Source organism: Arthrobacter sp. R3-55, assembly GCF_054161505.1.
Genome location: NZ_CP096423.1, coordinates 479,742 through 494,618 on the forward strand (window position 1 = coordinate 479,742; position 14,877 = coordinate 494,618).

15 protein-coding genes are annotated in these 14,877 nt (G+C 63.9%); 5 read left to right on the plus strand and 10 right to left on the minus strand.

Annotated elements, in window-relative coordinates; genetic code table 11:
- Window positions 1–32 precede the first annotated feature (32 nt).
- The 3 genes from M1D51_RS02325 to xylA all read right to left on the minus strand — a co-directional run bounded on the left by M1D51_RS02325 (window position 33) and on the right by xylA (window position 3,788).
- A complete protein-coding gene (locus M1D51_RS02325) occupies window positions 33–1,016 on the minus strand; it encodes a LacI family DNA-binding transcriptional regulator (protein ID WP_458109533.1) in 984 nt (327 codons plus the stop codon).
- A 69-nt stretch (window positions 1,017–1,085) separates the two neighbouring features.
- On the minus strand, window positions 1,086–2,516 hold the full coding sequence (gene xylB / locus M1D51_RS02330; protein ID WP_458108376.1) for a xylulokinase: 1,431 nt from the start codon (window positions 2,514–2,516) through the stop codon (window positions 1,086–1,088).
- Between the two features lie 84 nt (window positions 2,517–2,600).
- On the minus strand, window positions 2,601–3,788 hold the full coding sequence (gene xylA, locus M1D51_RS02335) for a xylose isomerase (protein ID WP_458108377.1): 1,188 nt from the start codon (window positions 3,786–3,788) through the stop codon (window positions 2,601–2,603).
- 142 nt (window positions 3,789–3,930) lie between these two features.
- On the opposite strand from xylA, the gene M1D51_RS02340 reads away from it, so the two are divergent.
- The 3 genes from M1D51_RS02340 to M1D51_RS02350 all read left to right on the plus strand — a co-directional run bounded on the left by M1D51_RS02340 (window position 3,931) and on the right by M1D51_RS02350 (window position 6,556).
- Entirely contained in the window at window positions 3,931–5,136 is a 1,206-nt protein-coding gene (locus M1D51_RS02340) for an ROK family transcriptional regulator (RefSeq protein ID WP_458108378.1), read from the plus strand.
- Window positions 5,137–5,253: 117 nt separating this feature from the next.
- Complete coding sequence (locus tag M1D51_RS02345; protein ID WP_458108379.1) at window positions 5,254–6,357, plus strand: YihY/virulence factor BrkB family protein; 1,104 nt, start codon at window positions 5,254–5,256, stop codon at window positions 6,355–6,357.
- Complete coding sequence (locus M1D51_RS02350; RefSeq protein ID WP_458108380.1) at window positions 6,347–6,556, plus strand: hypothetical protein; 210 nt, start codon at window positions 6,347–6,349, stop codon at window positions 6,554–6,556. The genes M1D51_RS02345 and M1D51_RS02350 overlap by 11 nt, the downstream gene beginning before the upstream one ends.
- Window positions 6,557–6,607: 51 nt before the next feature.
- On the opposite strand, the gene M1D51_RS02355 is transcribed toward M1D51_RS02350, so the two are convergent.
- From M1D51_RS02355 to M1D51_RS02370, 4 genes are all read right to left on the minus strand, one after another.
- A complete protein-coding gene (locus M1D51_RS02355) occupies window positions 6,608–6,778 on the minus strand; it encodes a hypothetical protein (protein ID WP_311213942.1) in 171 nt (56 codons plus the stop codon).
- Between the two features lie 377 nt (window positions 6,779–7,155).
- On the minus strand, window positions 7,156–7,995 hold the full coding sequence (locus M1D51_RS02360; protein WP_458108381.1) for a sugar phosphate isomerase/epimerase family protein: 840 nt from the start codon (window positions 7,993–7,995) through the stop codon (window positions 7,156–7,158).
- The gene (locus M1D51_RS02365) at window positions 7,992–9,206 is read right to left on the minus strand and encodes a dihydrodipicolinate synthase family protein (protein WP_458108382.1); all 1,215 of its coding nucleotides are present in this window, start codon (window positions 9,204–9,206) and stop codon (window positions 7,992–7,994) included. Before M1D51_RS02365 ends, M1D51_RS02360 begins: the two co-directional genes overlap by 4 nt.
- Entirely contained in the window at window positions 9,206–10,375 is a 1,170-nt protein-coding gene (locus M1D51_RS02370; RefSeq protein ID WP_166842176.1) for a Gfo/Idh/MocA family protein, read from the minus strand. The genes M1D51_RS02365 and M1D51_RS02370 overlap by 1 nt, the downstream gene beginning before the upstream one ends.
- 198 nt (window positions 10,376–10,573) lie before the next feature.
- On the opposite strand from M1D51_RS02370, the gene M1D51_RS02375 reads away from it, so the two are divergent.
- Window positions 10,574–11,611: a LacI family DNA-binding transcriptional regulator gene (locus M1D51_RS02375; RefSeq protein ID WP_172322307.1), complete on the plus strand. Its 1,038-nt coding sequence runs from the start codon at window positions 10,574–10,576 to the stop codon at window positions 11,609–11,611.
- Window positions 11,608–12,360, plus strand: coding sequence for an alpha/beta hydrolase (locus tag M1D51_RS02380; protein ID WP_458108383.1), 753 nt, complete (start codon window positions 11,608–11,610; stop codon window positions 12,358–12,360). The genes M1D51_RS02375 and M1D51_RS02380 overlap by 4 nt, the downstream gene beginning before the upstream one ends.
- Before the next feature lie 5 nt (window positions 12,361–12,365).
- Here the strand turns inward: M1D51_RS02380 and M1D51_RS02385 are convergent, their stop codons facing one another.
- The 3 genes from M1D51_RS02385 to M1D51_RS02395 all read right to left on the minus strand — a co-directional run bounded on the left by M1D51_RS02385 (window position 12,366) and on the right by M1D51_RS02395 (window position 14,778).
- A complete protein-coding gene (locus M1D51_RS02385) occupies window positions 12,366–13,139 on the minus strand; it encodes a sugar phosphate isomerase/epimerase family protein (protein WP_458108384.1) in 774 nt (257 codons plus the stop codon).
- A 178-nt stretch (window positions 13,140–13,317) separates the two neighbouring features.
- Entirely contained in the window at window positions 13,318–13,884 is a 567-nt protein-coding gene (locus M1D51_RS02390; protein WP_458108385.1) for a GNAT family N-acetyltransferase, read from the minus strand.
- Window positions 13,885–13,923: 39 nt separating this feature from the next.
- Window positions 13,924–14,778 (minus strand): LysR substrate-binding domain-containing protein, encoded by an 855-nt coding sequence (locus M1D51_RS02395; protein WP_172322303.1) that lies wholly within the window; start codon window positions 14,776–14,778, stop codon window positions 13,924–13,926.
- Window positions 14,779–14,877: the final 99 nt, after the last annotated feature.

Genomic DNA, 14,877 nt, shown 5'->3' on the forward strand with positions numbered 1-14,877 from the left:
CTTTGCGGGCTCACATCGGCATCTACTGCGGCTCAGTTGGGTGCGGGGGCGGTGGTGGAGCGGACCACCAAGCGGGGCGTGACTGTGGCTGCCTCGCGGGTTGTGCCGCCGTCCAGACGGTCCAGCAGCAGTCCGATGCACCTCTGGCCGAGTTCCTCGAAGTCCTGCGCAACCGTTGTCAGCGGGGGGATGAAGTAGGCGGATTCAGGTTGGTCATCGAAGCCCACAACGCTGATGTCGCCGGGAACCTGCACGCCTGTCTCGTTGAACGCACGCAGCACACCGAGTGCCATCTGGTCATTGGCCACGAACAGGGCAGTGACCGAACGGTCGGCGGCGATCTTCAGGCCTGCGCGGTAGCCGCACTCTGCACTCCAGTCGCCCTCGATCAAGGTTGCCGGTTCCAGGCCGGCCTCCACCAGGGCCTCCTGCCACCCGTCAATGCGGGCAGCGGCGTCAATCCAGTCGGCAGGTCCGGACAGGTGGCCTATCCGCTGATGTCCAAGGCTCAGGAGGTGCTCGACGGCGAGCTTGGCACCTTGGCGCTGGTCTACTGTGGCCCCCGTGAGGTGCTCATCGCCGATGGAGCCAACAGCAACCAAAGGCACTTGGGCGGTAATGTCTTTGAGGACGTCAAAGGTCCCCGGGTGCGGAACTGTGACTACTATGCCGTCGACGCCTTGGTCCATGAAGTGTGCCATGGCGTCCTTGATGGTCTCCGGAGTGACTTCCCGCAAGCCCGCAACGCTGACGAAGTAGCCTGCATCCCGTGCCGCATGCTGAACGCCGAGGAGCGTGTGCGACGGTCCGTACTGCGCCATTTCACTGCCGAGAACCCCAATGGTTTGCGAGCGTCGCGTGACCAGGCTGCGTGCCGCGGTGTTCCTGCGGTACCCAAGCTCCGTGATTGCTTGTTCCACACGCTCACGCGTCTTGGAACTCACGTTCGGGTGGTTGTTCAGCACCCGGGAAACGGTCTGGTGGGAAACTCCCGCCACGCGGGCAACGTCCTCCATGACGGGGGGACGGGCTGGTGCAGATTGATCTGAGCTCACCCTGTCACGATAGATCACCGGCACCCATGATCAACCCAGGGCCACCTTGGCGGCGTAGTGGCGGTACCTCGTTAGGAACGGGGCGGTTCCCTCGGAATCCTGTGGCATGACGTCGACGCCATCCAGGGGCCATTCCGGCAACTGGCCCGTCAGGACACCGGCTGCCTGCCGGGCAGCCCCATCTGCGACGTACTCGCCGGGCCGGGGTATGAAGACCGGCAGCCCAAAGGCCGATGCTGCAACTTGCTGGACGGCTTCTGATTGCGCGCCTCCACCCACCAGGATGATGCGTTGGGCGGAAACGCCTTGGGCCTGCAGTGCGGCGAGTCCGTCCGCCAACGAACACAGGACGCCCTCCACCGCTGCCCGCGCCAGGTTGGCCGGTGTGTAGTTGGAAACGGTGATGCCGTGGAGCGAGCCCGTCGCGTCGGGCAGGTTGGGTGTTCGTTCGCCCTCGAAGTACGGGACCAGGGTCAGTCCTTCAGCACCTTCCGGAGCGGACATCGCCAGGGTGCCCAGTTCGTTGAGGTCAACCCCCAGCAAAGCCGCCGTGGCGTCAAAAATCCGGGTGGCGTTGAGGGTGCAGGCAAGGGGAAGGAAGTTGCCCGTGGCATCGGCAAAGCCGGCGACCAGTCCGCTGACATCCTGCGCCGGAACGTCCGACACCGCGAATACGGTCCCGGAAGTTCCAATGGAAATGACCACATCCCCGACGGCGGCGCTGACGCCCAGGCCTGCTGCGGCGTTGTCACCTGCTCCGGGTCCGATCAAAGCGCCACCAGGCGTCTTGCCCGCAGCTTCCAGGGGCCCGACCACGACGGGCAGGATGGGAACATGGCCGAGCGTGCTTTCGAGCACCTCCGGAAGATACTCGCCGTTGCTGGCCGAGAAGTAGCCCGTACCTGAAGCGTCCGACCTGTCGGTGCGCAATAGCTCCAGCGATGCCGGCCCGCTGCCCGGACCATGTCCGGCGAGACGCCAGGACAGCCAATCGTGCGGCAGGCAAACTGCGGCAGTTCGTCGAGCATTCTCCGGTTCGTTCCGGGCCAGCCAGCGTAGCTTGGTGGCAGTCAAGGATGCCACCGGCACGGTTCCGGTGGTGGACGCCCAGAAGGAGGCTCCGGCGGCGGCATCGCCTTCGCCGGCTTCAAGGATCAGCTCCTCGGCGTCGGGTGCGGAGCGGGTGTCGTTCCACAGGAGCGCGGGACGCACTACGTTTCCGGATTCGTCCAAGCACACCATCCCGTGCTGCTGGCCGCCAACGGACACAGCCTCGACGTCGTCCAAGCCGCCAGCCTCTGCGATGGCTTCCTGGAGGGCCTTCCACCAGTGATCGGGGTGGACTTCCGTGCCCGCCGGATGGGAGGCCCTGCCCTGGCGCACCAAGGCGCCCGTGGCTGAGTCGCGGATGACCACTTTGCAGGACTGGGTGGAGCTATCGATCCCGGCTACGAGAGGCATGCGTTTGTTCCTTTGGCGAACCGGCGCCGGCCCTGCAAGCGAAGCTTGACGGGTCCGGCGCCGGGACTGGGATGGTTTTGTGGTTTAGCGGGCGCCGAGCAGGTGCTCGATGGCCAGCTGGTTGAGGCGGACGAAGGCAAACGAGCGCTCGGCGGCTTGATCGGCGTCGAACGTTTCGAAAGCGCTGGCATCGGCCAGCAGGTCGGCGGTGGTCTCGCCGGCATTCAAGGTGGGCTGGCCCAACTCGAAGACGCCCGAGGTGGCGAGGGCTTCCTGGACAGCGGGATCTGCGCGGAAGGCCAGGGCGCGTTCCTTCAGCAGGAGGTACATGGACATGTTGGACTTGGCTGATTCCCACACGCCGTCGTAGCCGTCGGTGCGTGAAGGCTTGTAGTCGAAGTGGCGCGGGCCGTCATACGTGGGGCCGCCGTTGGGGAACCCGTTCTCCAGCAGGTCCACCGTGAAGAAGGCGCTGGTGAGGTCGCCGTGGCCGAAGACCAGGTCTTGGTCGTACTTGATGCCGCGCTGGCCATTGAGGTCAATGTGGAAGAGCTTGCCGGCCCACAGGGCCTGGGCGATGCCGTGCGTGAAGTTCAGCCCGGCCATCTGCTCGTGGCCCGTCTCCGGGTTGAGGCCCACAATGTCGCCGTGTTCGAGCTGCGCGATGAATGCCAATCCATGTCCGACGGTGGGGAGGAAGATATCGCCGCGGGGTTCGTTCGGCTTCGGCTCCAGTGCGATCCGGAGGTTGTAGCCCTTTTCCTTGATGTAACCGGCGGCGGTGTCCACGCCTTCCTTCATGCGGTCCAGTGCTGCCGAGAGGTCCTTGGAACCGTCATATTCGCTGCCTTCGCGACCGCCCCACATCACGAACGTCTCGGCGCCAAGCTCGGCGGCGAGATCGATGTTGCGGAGGATCTTGCTCAGTGCGAAGCGACGGATGGAGCGATCGTTCGAGGTAAAGCCACCGTCCTTGAAGACGGGGTGGCTGAACAGGTTGGTGGTGACCATGGGTGTCTTCAGGCCGGTCTCAGCCAAGGCTGCCTTGAAGTTCTTGAGGATCAGCTCGCGCTCGGATGCGGTGGCATCAAAAGGAATCAGGTCATTGTCGTGGAAAGTGATGCCGTACGCGCCAAGCTCGCTGAGCTTGTGCACTGCTTCCACCGGGTCAAGGGCCGGGCGGGTAGCGACGCCGAAAGGATCGGCGCCGGTCCAACCGACGGTCCAGAGGCCGAAGGTGAAGCGGTCCTGCGGGGTGGGCTGCGGGGTCATTTTGCTCCTTTGCAAAGCACTGGGGAAGGAGGCGAAGAAAAGCACTCCAATTAGTTTTCAATCTGAACTATATGGGGGATGATGGATCATGGTCAATGGAAGCCAGCAACAATTTTTCAAATCCGCAGGGAGTCCCACGCCAGTGAACGAGTCAGCAGCGCCCGGCCGCGTAGGCGATGTCCGCCGTCGAAATCTTTCGCTGGTCCTGGACTCCATTGCCCGGACCGGCGATGCCAAGCCCAGCCGTGCGCAACTCGCGGCCGGAACGGGTCTTACCAAGGCGGCGGTCTCCAGTCTCGTGGCGGATCTGGTGGAGTCGGGCCTTGTTTCCGAAGTGGGCCTCTACCGCGATGGAGAGCGGGGAAGGCCTGGCCAGGGGCTGGAGCTCAGTTCGCGACGCGGCGTGGTGGGCATGGAAATCAACGTTGACTACCTTGCCGTGGGGCTGGTGGATCTGGGTGGTAATCTCCGCTTCCATTCCATTGTTGAATCGCGCAACCGGGGCATGGCACCCCAAGAGGTCATGCAGCGGCTGGGAAGTTTGGTGGCTGAAGCGGTTGCCGCAGCGGCAGTCGAAAACGTGGCCATCCTTGGTGGAGGCCTGGCCGTCCCGGGCCTGGTGGATGAGCAGCGGAACATAGTCCTGTCCGCCCCCAATCTCCACTGGGAAAACGAGCAACTGCAGCCCGGTTCCTTGCTTGAGGGTGCGCCCCTTGGCGTCCGGCTGTCCAACGAGGCCAACAGTGCCGCCCTCGGCGAACTTTGGTACGGCGGGGGTCCTGCAGATTTCCTCTACGTCTCCGGCGAAGTAGGTGTTGGTGGCGGTGTCATTATTGGCTCCGACCTCTATGTGGGCCCCGGGGGATCGGCGGGCGAACTGGGCCATATTGTTGTCCATCCGGAGGGGCCGGAGTGTTCCTGCGGCGGGGCGGGGTGCCTGGAAACTTTCGCCGGCCAGGAGGCCATCTTCGAGGCAGCCAATATCCCTGACGGCTCACTGGCGGATCGGACGGAGCAGCTCCTGGCCGCCCTCGCCGCCCGGGATCCCGGCGCGCTGAAGGCAGTGCACGACGCCGGGCGGTACTTGGGCGTCGCGCTCGCATCCTCGGCCCGCTTGATGGACATTGACGCCGTAGTCCTCGGTGGGCACTTTGCTTTGCTGGCAGAGTGGCTGAGGCCGGCGTTGCTTGTGAGCTTGGAGCGCTATGCGCCGGGACTCCTGGAGCCGGATAGCCTGGGTGTTTCCAGCTTGGAGCACTCCGGCACCCTTCTTGGGGCTGCCGGACAGGTCATCAGGTCGGTCATTGAGTCGCCGTTCGAGTTCCTTTTGGCGAGCAAGCTGGCCTAGTTTCGCCTATGGGTCGCAGGCGATAATTCGGCGTGGGTTCTTCCGCATGATTCATCAGCATGCTTACTATTGATGAGTCAGTTGTTCGCGAAAACCAACCCCACGGACGAGTGCCCCATGACTACACAAGACTCAGCCCACACCAGCACAGCCAAGGAGCAGACCGCCCCTTCCCCGGAAGATTCGCGGAAGCCGGACAGCCCCAACGATCTGGTCAAGCCCACTTGGATGTACATCGCCAAGCGGACGCTCCGGGAGTTCACCAAGGACCAGTGTCCCGATGCTGCAGCCGGCCTGACGTATTACGCTGTGCTCTCCCTTTTCCCCGCGCTTCTGGCGTTGGTCTCGCTGATTGGCATCTTCGGCGACGCCGGACGCACCACCACGGCGTTGCTCGACATCGTTCAGCAGTTCGCGCCGGGGCCGGGTGTGGACGCCATGCGCCAGCCGATCGAGGAACTGACGCAGTCCAATACGGCCGGCCTCGCCTTGGTTTTCGGTATTTTGGTGGCGCTCTGGTCGGCGTCCGGCTACACCACAGCCTTCAGCAGGGCCATGAACCGGGTCTATGAAGTGGATGAAGGCCGCGGGTTCGTCAAACTGCGCGGCACCATGCTCGCGGTTACCATCGTTGCCGTGGTCGGTGCCGCAATCGCCGCGGCCATGCTGGTCCTGAGCGGCCCGGTAGCAGAGGCCATCGGCGGTGCCATTGGCCTGTCAGAGGCGGCCCTGACAGTCTGGAACGTTGCCAAGTGGCCGGTCTTGATCTTGATCGTGGTGGCCATCATCGCAGTCCTCTACTACTTCACTCCCAACGTAAAGCAGCCCAAGTTCCGGTGGATGAGCATGGGCTCCTTCACCGCGCTGGTGATCTTTGCCCTGGCGTCGCTGGGATTTGGTTTCTACGTGGCCAACTTCAGCAACTACAACAAGACCTACGGCGCCCTGGCCGGCGTCATCATCATGCTGCTGTGGCTTTGGATCCTGAACATGTCCCTGCTGTTCGGTGCCGAGTTTGACGCCGAGATGGAACGCGGGCGCCAACTGCAGGGCGGTATTGAAGCCGAAAAGAGCATCCAGCTCCCGCCGCGCGATACCAAGAAGAGCGACAAGATGCAGGAAAAGGAAGACCAAGTCATTCGGGATGGCGAGGAAATCCGGGAAAACCACGGTGACCAGCCGGACCGGACAAGCAAGGGAGATCGCCGCCGTGAGAACTGATATGCCGCACAAGAAGCTCAAGGCCATCAAGGGCGGCGACAACGTCCGGATCGGTGGTGAGATTTTCCAGGTCAGCTCCGTGGAACCTCAAGAAGGCTCACGGAACATCAGTCTCGTATTGGAAGGGCACGACGGCGGATCGGTCACCTTTATCGGGTTGCCGAAGGCCAAGATGCAGCTCGCCGCGCGGGCATCCTGAGCCGCAGGAGCCCTCTGAGCCGCAGCCTCACAAGCCTCCGACACTGACGGTTCAGGCCTCGGCGGGAAAGCCCTGATCGGCGTCATCCCACCAGCCCTCCCAGGCGCTGGACGTCAGTCGCACGGCAACAGCGGGGGAGTGCTCGGGGCTGGATTCGCCGGAGGGACCGCTGTGGTTGCCGCTGGCATCGAGGAAAAAGCTGAGTGTCTTCAAGAGCATCATGGTGGTGTCCTTTCAGTGGTTTCGTGGACCTCTTTGTCCAGGTAAAACCAGCGTAGGTGGGCATTTTTTCCTCCCATCGACGCAATGTTTCAGCTGTGTACCTTTTATCTCACTTGCCCGTTCGCCGACTCACAGCCGACACAAACCCGGTGTATCGCCACCACCTGCTTTGGAGCTCACAGGCCCCGCGACACACCCATGTTGCGGCGTGTCCGGCCGTCCAGGATTCAAAGTGGGTGATGGCCGTACACACAGCCAGGACGGACACTCGAACAGGGCACCAAAAAGCGGGCCCCCGCCGTGACCGTGGCAGGAACCCGCTTGTTCTTGGAGTGATCCTCCCGCGGAGCTTAGGGCATCCGCGGGAGGATCACGTGTTACGCGAACGGGAGGACGAGCTCCGCGTAGCGCTGCTTCATGGTTTCCAGGACGGTGTCGCCATCGGCATCCCAGATTTCCTGATTGAAGATTTCAACCTCGATGTCGCCCGTGTATCCGGCGTCCCTGACCCAGGTGCCGATGGTGGCGAAGTCGATGACGCCGTCGCCCATCATGCCGCGGGACAACAACGCGTCCGCAGCGATGGGCAGGTTGAAGTCGCACACCTGATAGGAGGCAAGGCGGTTCTCGCGGCCGGCACGGTCGATCTGGGCCTTCAGTTCCGGATCCCACCAGACGTGGAAAGTGTCGACGGCGACGCCAACAGCCTTTGCGTCATAGGGCGCGGCAAGATCCAGTGCTTGTCCAAGGGTGGAGATCAGCGCGCGGTCAGCGGCGTACATCGGGTGCAGGGGTTCCAGCACCAAGCGGACACCGTTTTCGGAAGCGAAAGGAACCAGTTCCTCGAGCCGGTCGGCCACACGCTGGCGCGCAGCGACTACGTCCTTCTCACCCGGAGCGAGCCCGCCGACCACCAGGAACAGCTCCTGGGTGTCCAGTGCTACGGCTTCGCGGACGGCTTCGAAGTTGTCGGCCAGGGCGGCTGCCTGTCCTTCAGCGTCGGCCGCCGTGAGGAAGCCGCCGCGGCACAACGACGAAACCCGGAGGCCGGCGTCCTTGATCAGCTTGGCGGCCTTATCCAGTCCGGCCTCGGCCACGCGGTCACGCCACGGCCCGATCGCGGGGATGCCGGCACGTGCGCAACCATCCACGGCCTCGGCAAGCGTCCACTTCTTGGTGGTGGCGCTATTCAGGGACAGTCGGGAGAAGTCGCTCATGCGCCCACCCCGTTGATCCGCAGGAAGTCGGACATCCGGAACGCGGCCAGCGAAGGATCCTTCAACAGTCCGGCTTGGTCGGCCAGTTCGAAGGTCTTGGCCAGGTGCAGGACCGAACGGCCCGAGTGCAGGCCGCCCACCATCTGGAAACCGGGCTGCTTGCCGTTGAGCCAGGACATGAAAGCGATGCCGGTCTTGTAGTAGAACGTGGGTGCGCTGAAGATGTGCTTTCCGAGCTCGCGGGTGGAGTCCAGGATCGCACGGCCTTCGGCGCCTTGGCCGGCGTCGTACTTCTGCAACGCGACCGAAGCGGCCGGGTAGATGGCAGCGAAGATACCCAGGAGCGCATCCGAGTGGTGGGTTTGGTCGCCGTCGATCAGTTCCGGGTAGTTGAAGTCGTCGCCGGTGTAGAGGCGGACTCCTTCCGGAAGATTGGCACGCAGGGCTACCTCATGCGAGGCGTCCAGCAGCGAAACCTTCACTCCGTCAACCTTGTCCGAGTGCTCACGGATCAGGCTGAGGAACGTTTCGGTGGCCACGGAGACGTCGTCCGAGCCCCAGTATCCGGCCAGCGCGGGGTCGAACATGGTGCCGAGCCAGTGCAGGATGACGGGCTGGTCGACTTCCTGCAGGAGCGTCGAGTAGACGTGCAGGTAGTCGTCGGCGCCGTTGGCAACCTTGGCCAAGGCACGGGATGCCATGAGGATGACCTTGGGACCGGCCTCGCTGACGACGGCGATCTGCTCGCGGTAGGCGTCGATGACGGCCTGGATGCCGGCTGCTCCCTCAGGAAGGGCAGCAATGTCCAGCTGATCGGTGCCTGCGCCGCAGGAGACGAGGTCGCGGACCGACTTACCGGTGATGGCTGCGTTGCCCGCTGCCACAACGGAGGCTGCCTCGGCGCCGGTGCGCTTGATGAGCTGCTGCGTGGCTGCCCAGTCCAGGCCCATGCCGCGCTGTGCGGTGTCCATGGCGTCAGCAACGCCCAGGCCGTAGGACCACAGCTCGTGCCGGTAGGCCAGGGTGGCGTCCCAGTCCAGCTGGGCCGGCGCGCCGGGAGTGTTGTCCGCAGCGACCTCGGGGATCACATGGGCTGCGGCGTAGGCGCGGCGGGCCGTCAAAGGTGCGGTCGGCTTGGCCCAGGAGGTGGCTGCCTGAAGGCGGTACTCGCGCGTGCCGCCGTCGTCTGTGGGAAGAATCAGTGACGTCATTAGAGGGTGATCTCCGGGATGTCGATGGTGCGGCGCTCGGCGGAGGACTGCAGGCCGAGTTCGGCCAGCTGCACGCCGCGTGCTGCGGAAAGGAGGCCGAAGCGGTGCTCGCGGCCGGCGACGACGTCGCGCAGGAACTCTTCCCACTGCAGCTTGAAGCCGTTGTCCAGTTCAGCGTTGGCGGGAACTTCCTGCCACTGGCTGCGGAAGGATTCGGTGACGGGCAGGTCCGGGTTCCAGACAGGCTTGGGGGTGTGGGCGCGCTGCTGCGCAACGCACTTGTTCAAACCGGCGACGGCGGAACCGTGCGTGCCGTCGATCTGGAACTCAACCAGTTCGTCGCGGTAGACGCGGACGGCCCAGGAGGAGTTGATCTGGCCGATGACGTCGTCCCCGCCCGGGGTTTCGAGCTCGAAGATGCCGTAGGAAGCGTCGTCGGCAGTGGCCTTGTATTCCTTGCCGGCCTCGTCCCAGCGTGCGGGGATGTGCGTGGCGGTCTTGGCGTTGACGCTCTTGACCTTGCCGATGATGCCTTCAAGGACGTAGTTCCAGTGGCAGAACATGTCCGTGGTCATTCCGCCGCCGTCTTCCTTGCGGTAGTTCCAGGACGGACGCTGCGCAGCCTGGACATCGCCTTCGAAGACCCAGTAGCCGAATTCGCCGCGGATGGACAGGATGCGGCCGAAGAAGCCTTCATCCACCAGGCGGCGGAGCTTTACCAGGCCGGGGAGGTACAGCTTGTCGTGCACAACGCCTGCGGTAACGCCGGCTTCCTTGCCGATCTGAGCCAGTTCAATGGCTTCTTCCAGGGTCTCTGCCGTGGGCTTCTCGGTGAAGATGTGCTTTCCGGCGCGCATTGCCTTCTTCAGGGTGGCGGCGCGGAGGCTGGTCATGGAGGCGTCAAAGATGATGTCAACGGTGGGATCAGCGATCACGGCGTCCAGGTCCGTGGTCCATTCGGACACCTTGTGGAGCTCGGCGAGTTCACGGATCTTGGCTTCGTTGCGGCCAACCAGGATCGGTTCCACCTGCACCTTGGTGCCGTCTTCAAGGGTGAAGCCACCGGCATCGCGGATGGGCAGGATGGACCGCAGCAGGTGCTGGCGGTAGCCCATACGGCCAGTGATGCCGTTCATGGCGATGCGGATCGTCTTTGTTTCGAAGCCCATGTTTTCTCCAGTGCCTTGTGTGCCGGTCGCTTTGCGGATGCCGGTGCTTTCAGTCGTGTGGTGTGGGAAAGCGCATTCCCGTTGCAATCGATCATGCACCATGACGCGCCGGGTTGGCAAGCGCTTTCCCGGAATTGCCCGAAGACTGACATAATTTCCCTAGCGCCAGTCCCGACGCCTGCAGACAAGGAGGGCCCCGTGGCCGCCAGCACACTGAGTGAAGTTGCCCGTTTAGCCGGGGTCTCCCTGGCTACGGCATCCCGGGTCCTGAATGGATCTTCCCGGAAGCCGGCTGAGGACATTGCCGAGCGCGTTCGGGAGGCTGCCGACAAACTCGGATACGTTCCCAACGCGCAGGCCCAGGCCCTGGCAAAGTCCAGCTCAGGCTTGATCGGACTGGTTGTCCACGACATCGCCGATCCCTACTTCTCTGCGATCGCCCGCGGAGTCCAGGAAGCTGCCCGGCAGCAGAACCGCATGGTGCTCCTGGCCAGCACGTCCGGGGCTCCTTCTGATGAAAAAGAGGCCGTAGCGGCCTTCGCCGCGCGTCGTGCGGACTCAATCGTCATTGCCGGCTCGCGTTCCGTACGTGCCGAGGACAAGCAAGGCAACATTGAACTGGCTGCCGAGCTGGACCGCTACTGCCGCAACGGCGGACATGTGGGGGTGGTAGGCCACCCGGTTGTCGGCGCGTCCATCACCGAGGGCTACCACGTGGTGAAAGTACCCAATGAGGAGCTCGCTGCCGGCCTGGCTGCCGAGTTGGCCGCCACTCACGATGGTGCCTTCCTGATCATTGCCGGACCCGAAGGGCTCTACACCTCGGACGATCGGGTTCGCGGCTTCCAACGTGGTCTTGAAGAAGCCGGAAAGCCTGCGGCCGAGGTGATCCGCACTGGATTTAACCGTGCCGGCGGATACGATGCCGGCGCGGCTCTTGCCGAGCGCATCAAGTCCTCCCCGGAACGCCTCTGCATCTTCGCGGTCAACGATGTGATGGCCATCGGGGTTACGGCAGCACTTCGGCCCGAGGGCGTGTGGATTCCCAGGGATGCCACGATTGCCGGCTTTGACGATATTGAAACCCTGCGCGACTTCCGGCCGGCCCTCTCCACGGTTCACCTGCCGCTTGAGGATATTGGCAGGCTCGCAGCTGGAGACCCGGACACCCCTCCCGTGAGCGGCGCGGTCAAGCTTCGCCGCAGCACGGAGATTCCAGCCGAATCACAAGCATGACTCCAGCCGATGCCAAGGCGCCCCGGGCGCTCACGGTGATCCCCGCCGTCGGGCGTTCCTCCCGAACTGCACCTGCCATTCTGGTGCTGCCAGGAGGAGGCTACGCGAAGACGGCAGACCATGAGGCCGAACCCGTGGCCGAATGGCTTGCCTCGTTGGGCATCCACGCGTTCGTGTTGCGGTACCGGGTGGCGCCTGAGCAACACCCTGCGCCGCTGGAAGATGCCAAGAGGGCCCTGTTGTGGATCCGGGCAGGCAACCACGGCTTGAAGGTCGAGGCCTCCAAGGTGGGGGTCCTGGGGTTTTCGGCCGGCGGCCACCTCGCATCCACGCTATCCGTTGGCGTTGCCACCGGTGATCCTTTGCTGGACGCCACGGGCGCTGTTCCGGACCTCAGCATCCTCTGCTATCCCGTGATTTCATTTGTGGATTCCGTGCATCAAGGGTCCGTGGACAACCTCGTGGGAACGGGTGCGGGACTGGAAGTGCTGCGCGGGATGTCCGCGGAGCTGAACGTTACCCCTGCCACGCCGCCCGCTTTCCTGTGGCACACCGCCGAGGACCAATCAGTCCCCGTCAGCCACAGCCTCGCCTATGCCGCGGCGCTCAGCCGCGCCGGTGTTCCGGTGGAGCTGCACGTCTTTCCGAGCGGAGTCCACGGTATTGGCTTGGCACAGGGAACGCCGGGTGCCGATCAATGGACAACGCTCTGTGCCGCCTGGCTTCGGCGAATGGAATGGACTGCCTAGCCGCGTCAGTCCTCACCGAGGGTGATGGTGTGCAGGAAAGCGGCGTCGTTGAGTACGTTGTCCGGGAGATCGTCCTGGACGAATTCCAGCATGATGTCCATGTCCTTGCCGTTACCGCGCAGGACATCGGTGACCGTCTGCCAGAGCAGCTTCCGGTTCCGCAGCGGAAAGCGTTCAGCTTCCGGACCCCACGAGAAACAGTGCACGCCCACTACATGCGGCAGGACCTGGTGGAGCGAGTCCAGTGCCTGCTGATCAGAAAGTCCGACGGCGGGCTGCCAGTAGGTGCCGACGTTGCCGTGATTCACCCGGTTCAGTAAGTCCAGGGTGGTGGCCGGGGAGTCGGTGAGCGTGTTGCCGTGGTACTCAAAGGCGATGGCGACGCCCCGGGCGGCTGCGAGATCGGCAATCCGCCGGGTGTCCGTGACCACGGCATCCCAAAGGCTTTCACTCGCTTCGGCAGAGCCAAGTTCACCGGCCCATACCCGGATCCTGGGAGCACCCAGCGCTGAGGCCAGGTCCAGCACGCGCCCGAAGTCCCCGAATGCACCGCAACGGTAGTACGAACCGAGGGAGAGGACTCTGAGCCCGGCCGCCGTGGTGGCTTCCTTGGCCCGCGCCGCCGACTCCGCATCGCTTACGTGGACATCGGTGCCCCACTCGATGCCTGCCAGTCCTGCATTCGAGGAGATTCGAACCACCTCGTCAATCCCGTGTGATCGGAGAGTGACGGAACAGATGCCCGGCGTGAGGTCAGCAAGCGTAGTGAGGTCGATCATGATCACAGGATACCGGGAATGCGCTTACCCAGTAAGGGCGTATCGCCTGTTGAACTCTCCCGCAGCCTTTCCCGCCGTGCGCACCCCTTGGCGCCGGCACCGCACCCGTTCGCGCCACACGCACCAGAGGTTTCTGGTGCGAATGGGGGAAAGGGGTCGGCGTCTGTGCCAAGTCACGCTAAAGATTGATCCAGTAACGCCGGATCGCTTCCGTCACTCCCAACGCCGGTGCAAAACTCTCCGGTGGCCGGACGCTTTCAAGAACGCCGCCGCATGCCTCGATGGTGCGGGCGGATGCCACGTTCGGCTGTTTGCACGTCACCAGCACGCGTTCCATACCCAGGGCGCGTGCTTCCTGGAGGGCGCCGTTGAGGGCAAGCTTGGCGAGTCCCCGGCCCCTGGCGCTTGGCCGGATTCCATAACCGATATGTCCTCCCACTTCGGTCAGATACTCATTGGCCAACGAGTGCCTGAGGCTGGTGGAACCCAGATAAGAATTGCCCTCCACCACCCAGATGGTGCTCTGGTTGACCAAGCCTTCGGGAGGCTGGAATTCTTCCAGGGGCATGTGGTGCAGCAGTTCAATCCACTTCGCGTAGTCGCTGCCGTCGCGGAGGTCCAGCTCGTAGCGGGCTGCCAGAAAGGCCGCGGAGCCATGTTGGTCGAGGGTTCCCCACTCGTCCCAGCTTTCAAGCCAGGACGCATGAAAGCTGGCGGAGGGTTGCGTGAGCTCGGTGTGAATCATTCGGTGAGCGTACTACGGCTGCTTCCGGGGCCTGGTCCGCTAGTTCGACTTGCTCAGCGTCCGGCCCATGATGGCCTGCGTGAGGGCGTCGATCACTTCAGCGTTGGCCAGCGGGTTGCGGATCAGGGTGAAATCGACGTCACCTACCGGCGGCAGTCCGAAACGCTGTGTGATGACTTTGAGGTCCTCGGGAACCAACGACGACGGCATCACAGCGACCCCGATGCCCGCACGTACGGCTGCCAGCACTCCACTGATCTGCTTGGTGCTGCACGTGATGCGCCACGTCCGGCCCTCGGCTTCCAAAGCATCGATGGCCAGCTTTCGGCTCAGGCTCGGGGCGGGGTACGCGATGAGGGGCACCGGCGCCCCCGGTTCCAGCACCGTCTGTTCCACGCCCACCCAGGCGAAGTTGTCATGCCGGACCACAGTGCCTTCCTTGGCGCCCGCCACCCATTTGACGAACACCAGATCCAGTTGCCCGGCGTTTAGCCGCTTGTACAGCTGATCGCTTTGGCTGACGGTGAGCTCGAGGTTGATCTGCGGGTAGAGCTGCCGGAATTCGCGAAGGATCCGGGGGAGGCCGGTGATGGCGAGGTCGTCGGCGGTCCCGAAGCGCAGGCGTCCGCGCATTGCCGAGCCGGAAAAGTAGCGGGCGGCGGAGTCGTGCGCGGCCAGGATGCTGCGGGCAAATCCGGCCATGGCGTCTCCATTGTCGGTCAGCCGGACCTCGCGCGTATCCCGGGCAACCAGCACCCGCTTGGCGGCGGCCTCAAGCTTGCGGACATGCTGGCTGACGGTGGGCTGTGCGAGCCCAAGACGTTCGGCAGCTTTGGTGAAACTCAGCGTTTCCGCGACCGCCAAAAAGGAACGGAGCTGGACAGGTTCGAACACGGAACTCCTCTAAGCGCAGGTCAGCGCACGGCCGGAGTACTGCGCCGATGCCCCTTGTCCCGCAGGCACCTCATTGCATTCCGCAATGCTAGTTATAGG

Excerpts from the sequence above, each read along its gene's own strand:
- M1D51_RS02370 (WP_166842176.1), bottom strand. The coding sequence starts at position 10,375 with ATGGGCTTCGAAACAAAGACGATCCGCATCGCCATGAACGGCATCACT.
- M1D51_RS02325 (WP_458109533.1), bottom strand. The coding sequence starts at position 1,016 with ATGGAGGACGTTGCCCGCGTGGCGGGAGTTTCCCACCAGACCGTTTCC.
- xylB (WP_458108376.1), bottom strand. The coding sequence starts at position 2,516 with ATGCCTCTCGTAGCCGGGATCGATAGCTCCACCCAGTCCTGCAAAGTG.
- M1D51_RS02355 (WP_311213942.1), bottom strand. The coding sequence starts at position 6,778 with ATGATGCTCTTGAAGACACTCAGCTTTTTCCTCGATGCCAGCGGCAAC.
- M1D51_RS02345 (WP_458108379.1), top strand. The coding sequence starts at position 5,254 with ATGACTACACAAGACTCAGCCCACACCAGCACAGCCAAGGAGCAGACC.
- M1D51_RS02385 (WP_458108384.1), bottom strand. The coding sequence starts at position 13,139 with ATGATCGACCTCACTACGCTTGCTGACCTCACGCCGGGCATCTGTTCC.
- xylA (WP_458108377.1), bottom strand. The coding sequence starts at position 3,788 with ATGACCCCGCAGCCCACCCCGCAGGACCGCTTCACCTTCGGCCTCTGG.
- M1D51_RS02360 (WP_458108381.1), bottom strand. The coding sequence starts at position 7,995 with ATGAGCGACTTCTCCCGACTGTCCCTGAATAGCGCCACCACCAAGAAG.
- M1D51_RS02380 (WP_458108383.1), top strand. The coding sequence starts at position 11,608 with ATGACTCCAGCCGATGCCAAGGCGCCCCGGGCGCTCACGGTGATCCCC.
- M1D51_RS02365 (WP_458108382.1), bottom strand. The coding sequence starts at position 9,206 with ATGACGTCACTGATTCTTCCCACAGACGACGGCGGCACGCGCGAGTAC.
- M1D51_RS02390 (WP_458108385.1), bottom strand. The coding sequence starts at position 13,884 with ATGATTCACACCGAGCTCACGCAACCCTCCGCCAGCTTTCATGCGTCC.